Source organism: Kitasatospora sp. P5_F3 (assembly GCF_054049135.1).
The window spans coordinates 48235-54712 of the sequence record NZ_JBFUMY010000027.1 but is presented as its reverse complement, the minus strand read 5'-3'; the positions used below and the strand labels follow the sequence as shown (position 1 = coordinate 54712).

At 71.2% G+C, this 6478-nt stretch carries 6 protein-coding genes; all 6 read right to left on the bottom strand.

The genetic code is table 11. The annotated features are described in order from the left end of the window. Positions 1–180 precede the first annotated feature (180 nt). The 6 genes from ACXJMZ_RS17745 to ACXJMZ_RS17720 are packed head-to-tail and all read right to left on the bottom strand — an operon-like array spanning position 181 to position 6378. Positions 181–1155, bottom strand: a complete 975-nt coding sequence (locus ACXJMZ_RS17745; protein ID WP_457031011.1) for a Gfo/Idh/MocA family oxidoreductase — start codon at positions 1153–1155, stop codon at positions 181–183. A 1-nt stretch (position 1156) separates the two neighbouring features. Further along, a complete protein-coding gene (gene ligA / locus ACXJMZ_RS17740; RefSeq protein ID WP_457031010.1) occupies positions 1157–2464 on the bottom strand; it encodes a protocatechuate 4,5-dioxygenase subunit alpha in 1308 nt (435 codons plus the stop codon). A 24-nt stretch (positions 2465–2488) separates the two neighbouring features. Continuing rightward, positions 2489–3403, bottom strand: a complete 915-nt coding sequence (locus tag ACXJMZ_RS17735) for an amidohydrolase family protein (protein ID WP_457031009.1) — start codon at positions 3401–3403, stop codon at positions 2489–2491. Continuing rightward, on the bottom strand, positions 3400–4095 hold the full coding sequence (ligK, locus tag ACXJMZ_RS17730) for a 4-carboxy-4-hydroxy-2-oxoadipate aldolase/oxaloacetate decarboxylase (protein ID WP_457031008.1): 696 nt from the start codon (positions 4093–4095) through the stop codon (positions 3400–3402). The genes ACXJMZ_RS17735 and ligK overlap by 4 nt, the downstream gene beginning before the upstream one ends. 17 nt (positions 4096–4112) lie before the next feature. Then, positions 4113–5138: an amidohydrolase family protein gene (locus ACXJMZ_RS17725; protein ID WP_457031007.1), complete on the bottom strand. Its 1026-nt coding sequence runs from the start codon at positions 5136–5138 to the stop codon at positions 4113–4115. 28 nt (positions 5139–5166) lie between these two features. Beyond that, positions 5167–6378 carry a 4-hydroxybenzoate 3-monooxygenase gene (locus ACXJMZ_RS17720; protein WP_457031006.1) on the bottom strand — a complete coding sequence of 404 codons (1212 nt, stop codon included), beginning with the start codon at positions 6376–6378 and terminating at the stop codon, positions 5167–5169. Positions 6379–6478: the final 100 nt, after the last annotated feature.

Sequence of the window (6478 nt, the reverse complement as noted above, 5' to 3'; positions counted from 1 at the left end):
GGCGGGCGTGGACAGACCGGACATGAGTCCCCCTCGGTGGTCGACAGGCGTGCGGAAGCCACCCTGCGGGCAGTCCGCCGAAGGCGCAGATCAGCGCCTCGACGGGCTCGACTCTAGAGCATTCTGAACAGGTTCAAATACACCTGGGCCCGGTTGTTCGCAGATTTGTGACCTGCACCGTCACGCGCCCGATGCGGCGGCGAGCTGCTCCTCGAGGGACGCCAGCACCCGGTAGCAGGGCAGCACCTGCGCGAGGGAGGCGTTCGGCTCGCGGCCCTCGCGGATCGCGGCGACGAACTCGCGGTCCTGCAGTTCGATGCCGTCCATCGAGACGTCGACCCCGCTCACGTCGATCGGCTCGTCCCGGCCGGTGGCCAGGTCGTCGTAGCGCGCGACGTAGGTGCCGGTGTCGCCGATGTAGCGGAAGAACGTGCCGAGCGGCCCGTCGTTGTTGAACGACAGCGACAGGGTGCAGATGGCGCCGTTCGCCGCACGCAGCTGGATCGACATGTCCATCGCGATGCCGAGCCCGGGGTGGATCGGGCCCTGGAGCGCGTTGGCCTGCACGATCGGCGACCCGGTCTGGTAGGCGAACAGGTCGGCGGTGTGCGCGGCGTGGTGCCACAGCAGGTGATCGGTCCAGGTGCGCGGCCGGCCGAGGGCGTTGACGTTCGTGCGACGGAGGAAGTACGTCTGCACGTCCAGCTGCTGGATGCCGTACTCCCCCGCCTGGATCCGCTGCCGCACCCACTGGTGGCTGGGGTTGAACCGCCGGGTGTGTCCCACCATCGCGACGAGTCCGGTGCGCTGCTGTGCCGCCAGGCACGCCTCGGCGTCGGCGAGCGAGGTGGCCAGCGGGATCTCGACCTGGACGTGCTTGCCCGCCTCCAGGCAGGCCAGCGTCTGGGCGGCGTGCATCGGCGTGGGCGTGGCGAGGATGACGGCGTCGACGTCGTCCATCGCCAGCACCTCCTCCAGGCTCGCGACGGCGCGGCCCACGCCCTGCTCCTCGGCGAACTCCCGGGCGCTCTCCAGGGTGCCGCTCACGACGGCGGTCACCTCGACGCCCTCGATCCGCCGGAGCGCGGCCGCGTGCTTGGCACCGAAGGCACCGCCCCCGGCCAGGGCGATCCGGACGGTCTGCTGGTCGGTCATGTCACTCCTTCACGGCGGGCGCCTCGGCCCGCGGGTGGTTGTCCAGGATCAGGTGGCCGACGGCGGTGTTGGAGGCCGGCACGTGGTGGAAGCGGTGCCTGACCTCGATCTCCCCGGCCCCGTCGATGTCGCTCATCGCCCCACGGGCGATCAGCCACATGACCAGCTCGATGCCCTCCGAGCCGGCCTCCTCGACGTACTCCAGGTGCGGCACCCGGGACAGGCCGGCCGGGTCGTCGACCAGCATGTCCAGGAAGGCGTTGTCCCACTCCTGGTTGATCAGGCCGGCCCGGGGGCCGTGCAGTTGGTGGCTCATGCCGCCGGTGCCCCACACCTGGACCTTCAACGGCCGGTCGTAGGACTCGATCGCCCTGCGCAGCGACCGGCCGAGAGCGAAGCACCTGGCGCCCGAGGGCACGGGGTACTGCACCACGTTGACGTGGAACGGGATCACCTTGCACGGCCACTTCTCGACGTCCCCGAACATCAGCGACAGCGGGACGGTCAGACCGTGGTCGACGGTCATCTCGTTGACGAGGGTGAGGTCGAAGTCGTCCGTGATGAGCGAGTGCGCGATGTGCGCGGCCAGGTCGGGGTCGCCCTCGATGCCCGGGACCGGCCGGGGCCCGTAGCCCTCGTCGGCGGTGGGGTACGCCGCGCCGGTGCCGAGCGCGAAGGTCGGGATCAGCGACAGGTCGAACGCGGTGGCGTGGTCGTTGTAGACCAGGAAGACCACGTCGGGGAGGTTCTCCCGCTCCCACCGTCTGGAGAACTCGTAGCCCTCGAAGACCGGCTGCCAGTAGGGCTCGTCGGTCCGGTGGTGATCCATCGCCGCGCCGATCGCCGGCACGTGCGAGGTGAAGACCGCGCCGGTGATCGTGGCGTGCCCGGCCGGCGGCGTCGGGTCGGGGTACGCCGCCTCGAGGACCGCGTGGTCGATCCGGTTGCCCTCGACGGAGCGACCACCCTTGACCATCATGGCGCGGTACTCCTGCTCGGTCATACCGGTCATCGAGCCCGCCATCTGCTGGAACGAGAGTCCCAGCGCCGCGCCCCACTTGGCGAGGAAGTAGATGTTGCCGCCCGCACCGACCGCGGCGTTCAGGTCGCGGTCCAGCAGCGCCCGCCGCTGCTCCTCCCGCAGCGGCCACCCGTCCAGGTAGGCGTGTTCGTCGGCGAGGAAGCGCTCGCGGTTCGCCGCCGTCATCAGCGACATGCAGAACTGGTTGAGGTGGTATCCCTTGGCGGACTGCTCGGCGTCGAAGACGGTCGTCCCCGGCACCAGCTTGTAGGTCTTGTCCAGCGGCATGGTGGTGCTCCGATCGTGCGGGGGTCAGCCCGCGTCCGGCCAGTACAGGCGCATCGGGTTGTCGACCAGGAGCTTGTGCTGCAGCTCCGGCGTCGGCGCGATCTGCGGGACGAAGTCGACGAGCAGGCCGTCGTCGGGCATGTGGTCGGTGAGGTTCGGGTGCGGCCAGTCGGTGCCCCACAGCACGCGGTCGGGGAACTCCTCGACCACCCGCCGGGCGAACGGGACGACGTCGCGGTAGGTCTCGGGCCGTCCGTCGAGGGCGGGCGGGCCGCTCACCGACAGCCGCTCCGGGCAGGTGACCTTGCACCAGATGTCGGACCTCGCCCGTAGGAAGTCCAGGAACGCCTCGAACTCCGGGCCGTACGGGTCCTTCGCGACGTCGGGCCGGCCCATGTGGTCGATGACCAGCGGCGCCGGGATCGACAGCAGGAAGTCGCGCAGGCCGGCCAGGTCGGCGGCCTCGAAGTAGAGGACGACGTGCCAGCCGTACGGCGTGATCCGCTCGACGACGTCCAGCAGGTCCTGCTGCGGCGCCGCGTCGGCGAGCCGCTTGACGAAGGTGAACCGCACCCCGCGGACACCTGCCTCGTGCAGCTCGCGCAACTCCGCGTCCGAGGTCCCGGGCCGCACCGTCGCCACGCCCCTGGCCAGGCCGCCGGAGGCCCGCAGGGCGTCGACCATGGCACTGTTGTCGGCGCCGTGGCAGGTCGCCTGCACCACGACGTTGCGGGTGAAGCCCAAGTGGTCGCGCAGTTCGAGGAGTTGGTCCTTGGACGCGTCGCAGGGGGTGTACCTGCGCTCGGCGGCGTACGGGAACTCCGCCCCGGGGCCGAAGACGTGGCAGTGCGCGTCGACGGCACCCTCGGGCAGCCGGAACTGCGGCCGGCTGGGACCGGTGTACCAGTCCAGCCAGCCAGGGGTCTTCTCGAAGCTCATCCCCGCTCCTCGTAGCGCAGCCCGAGCTCGGCCAGCGGGCCGCGCATGCCGTACATGTCCAGGCCGAGCTCGCCCGCGCGCAACCGCGCGCGCTTGCTCTCCTCGTTCGCCTCGCGCTCGGCCGAGGCCGCGGCGACCTCGGCGGCCCGCTCGCGCGGCACCACGACGACACCGTCGCCGTCCGCCACGACGACGTCCCCGGGCCGGACCAGGGCGTTGGCGCAGACCACCGGCACGTTGACCGAGCCGAGCGTGGCCTTGACCGTGCCCTTGGCGTTGACCGCCCGTGCGAAGACGGGGAAGTCCATCTCCGCCAGGTCGGCCACGTCGCGCACGCCGCCGTCGATGACCAGGCCCTGGCAGCCCTGGGCGCGGAACGAGGTGGCGAGCAGCTCGCCGAAGAAGCCGTCCTCGCTCTCGGTCGTGCAGGCTGCGACCACGACGTCGCCGGGCCGGATCTGTTCGGCGGCGACGTGCAGCATCCAGTTGTCGCCGGGCTGCAGCAGGACGGTCACCGCAGTTCCGCACAGCCGGGCCTTCGGGTAGACCGGGCGCAGGTACGGCCGCATCAGCCCCACCCGGCCCATCGCCTCGTGGATCGTCGCAACGCCGAACTCCGACAGCGCGGCGACGGCCTTCGGATCGGCCCGGGTGATGGAGGGTCGGACGATGCCGATCCCGCTGTGCTCCATGCGTTCTGCTCCTGGGGTCAGTGGCCGGCTGCGGCGAGCCGGGCGGCGAGTCGGGGGTAAACGCGCAGGGCGTTGCCGGAGTGGACGGCGGCCCGCTCCTGGTCGGTGAGGTCCGGGGCGGCCTCGACGTACCGCTTCGTGTCGTCGAAGTGGTGACCGGTGCGCGGGTCGATGTCGCGGACCGCGCCGATCATTTCGCTGGCGAAGAGCACGGCCCGGCTGGGGATCACCCGGGTGAGCAGGTCGATGCCGGGCTGGTGATAGACGCAGGTGTCGAAGAGGACGTTGTCCAGCAGCGTCTCGGGGTCCGGCCTGCCCAGCGCCATCGCCAGGCCGCGGAACCGGCCCCAGTGGTAGGGCACCGCACCGCCGCCGTGCGGGATCACGAACCGCAGCGTCGGGAAGTCGGCGAACAGGTCGCCCTGGAGCAGCTGCATGAACGCCGTGGTGTCGGCGTTCAGGTAGTGGGCGCCGGTGGTGTGGAAGGCCGGGTTGCACGAGGTGCTGACGTGGATCATGGCGGGGATGTCGTACTCGGCCATCGCCTCGTAGACCGGGTACCAGCTGCGGTCGGTCAGCGGTGGCGCGGTCCAACTGCCGCCCGACGGATCGGGGTTGAGGTTGATCGTCACCGCGCCGAGCTCCTCGACCGCGCGGCGCAGTTCGGGCAGGCAGGTCGCGGGGTCGACGCCCGGCGACTGCGGCAGCATCGCGCCCATCGCGAAGCGGTCGGGGTAGAGCGTGCTGACCCGGTGCACCAGGTCGTTGCAGATCCGTGCCCACACCGAGGAGACCGCGAAGTCGCCGACGTGGTGGGCCATGAAGCTGGCCCGCGGCGAGAAGATCGTCAGGTCGATGCCGCGCTCGTCCATCAACCGCAGTTGGTGGCCCTCGACCGCCCGGCGCAGGTCGTCGTCGGTGATGACCATGTCGTCGGGGTCGGGTGCGCGGTCGGGGGTGCCGAACGCCGCCGTCTGCCGGTCCCGCCACTGCGCCAACTGCGGTGGTGCGGTGGTGAAGTGGCCGTGACAGTCGATGATCATGTGTTCTCCCTCTGGTGGCTCACCGGGGTCAGTCCTGGCTGCCGGTGGGCCAGCCGGTGTACTGCTCGGCGAGGTAGCTGCGGCCGGCCCGCGTGCCCACCACGTTGTCGAGCTCGCCGAGTTGGCGCCGCAGGTCGAACGGCGTGCCACCGGGCGCGGTGTGCAGCAGCCGGGTCATCCAGGAGGAGAAGTTCTGCGCCCGCCAGACCCGTTGGAGGGCGCGCGGCTGGTAGTCGTCCAACGCCCCCTCGTCTCCACTGCCGATGGCCCGCAGCAGGACCTCGGCGAGGATCTTCACGTCGTGCAGCGCGAGGTTCAGCCCGCGCGCGCCGGTCGGCGGCACGGTGTGCGCGGCGTCGCCCGCGAGTGCCATCGAGCCCCAGCGCATCGGCTCCTGCACGAAGGAGCGGAACCGCAGCACCGTCTTGTCGAGGATCGGCCCCTCCGCGAGGCGGAAGCCGTCCTGGCCGGCCACCCGGGCCTGGAGCGTCTCCCAGATGCGGTCGTCCGGCCAGGCGTCGACGGACTCGTCCGGGGCGCACTGGAAGTACATCCGCTGCACGCTCTCGGTCCGCTGGCTGATCAGCGCGAAGCCGAACTCGGAGTGGGCGTAGACCAGTTCGGGCGCGCTCGTCGGCGCCTGGGCCATGATGCCGAACCACGCGAAGGGGTACTCCTTGCCGTAGCGCACCCGCCGGTCCTCGGGCACCAGGTCGCGGCACCTGCCGCGTGACCCGTCCGCACCGACCACGTAGCGCGCCCGGATCTCGTGCCGGGACCCGTCGGGCGCGGTGTAGCGGACCCGGGGCGTGTCGGTCGCGAGGTCGAGGACCTCGGTGTCCCTGACGCCGAAGTGGACCGTGCCGCCGTCGCGGTCCCGGGCGTCGGCCAGGTCGATGAACACGTCGGTCTGCGGGTAGAGCCAGACCGCCTCGCCCACCAGCTCCTTGAAGTCGATGCGGTGCGGCCGGCCGCCGAACCGGAGCTCGATGCCCTCGTGCTCGTGGCCCTCGCGCAGGATCCGGTCGCTGACGCCGGTCTCGACCAGGTCCCGGGCCGCATCGGCCTCGAGGATGCCGGCCCGCTGGGTCGTCTCGATCTCGTGCCGGGTGCGGGTGTCGACCACGATCGTCTCGACCCCCGCCCGCCCGAGCAGGTGAGCCAGCATCAGGCCGGCCGGACCGGCACCGACGATGGCGACTGGAAGCGGGGCAACGGTATCGACGGTGGCCTCGGCCATGGCATCTCCTGAGCGACTGCGAACGTCCCGAACACCCCGAACGTTGGCAGTCGGAACACCGACCGGTCGCTAGCGTTTCCGTCAGGCGGAAGCCTCGGCT

Coding starts and splice junctions, on each gene's coding strand:
- ACXJMZ_RS17735 (WP_457031009.1), bottom strand. CDS start 3,403: ATGAGCTTCGAGAAGACCCCTGGCTGGCTGGACTGGTACACCGGTCCC.
- ligA (WP_457031010.1), bottom strand. CDS start 2,464: ATGCCGCTGGACAAGACCTACAAGCTGGTGCCGGGGACGACCGTCTTC.
- ACXJMZ_RS17725 (WP_457031007.1), bottom strand. CDS start 5,138: ATGATCATCGACTGTCACGGCCACTTCACCACCGCACCACCGCAGTTG.
- ACXJMZ_RS17720 (WP_457031006.1), bottom strand. CDS start 6,378: ATGGCCGAGGCCACCGTCGATACCGTTGCCCCGCTTCCAGTCGCCATC.
- ACXJMZ_RS17745 (WP_457031011.1), bottom strand. CDS start 1,155: ATGACCGACCAGCAGACCGTCCGGATCGCCCTGGCCGGGGGCGGTGCC.
- ligK (WP_457031008.1), bottom strand. CDS start 4,095: ATGGAGCACAGCGGGATCGGCATCGTCCGACCCTCCATCACCCGGGCC.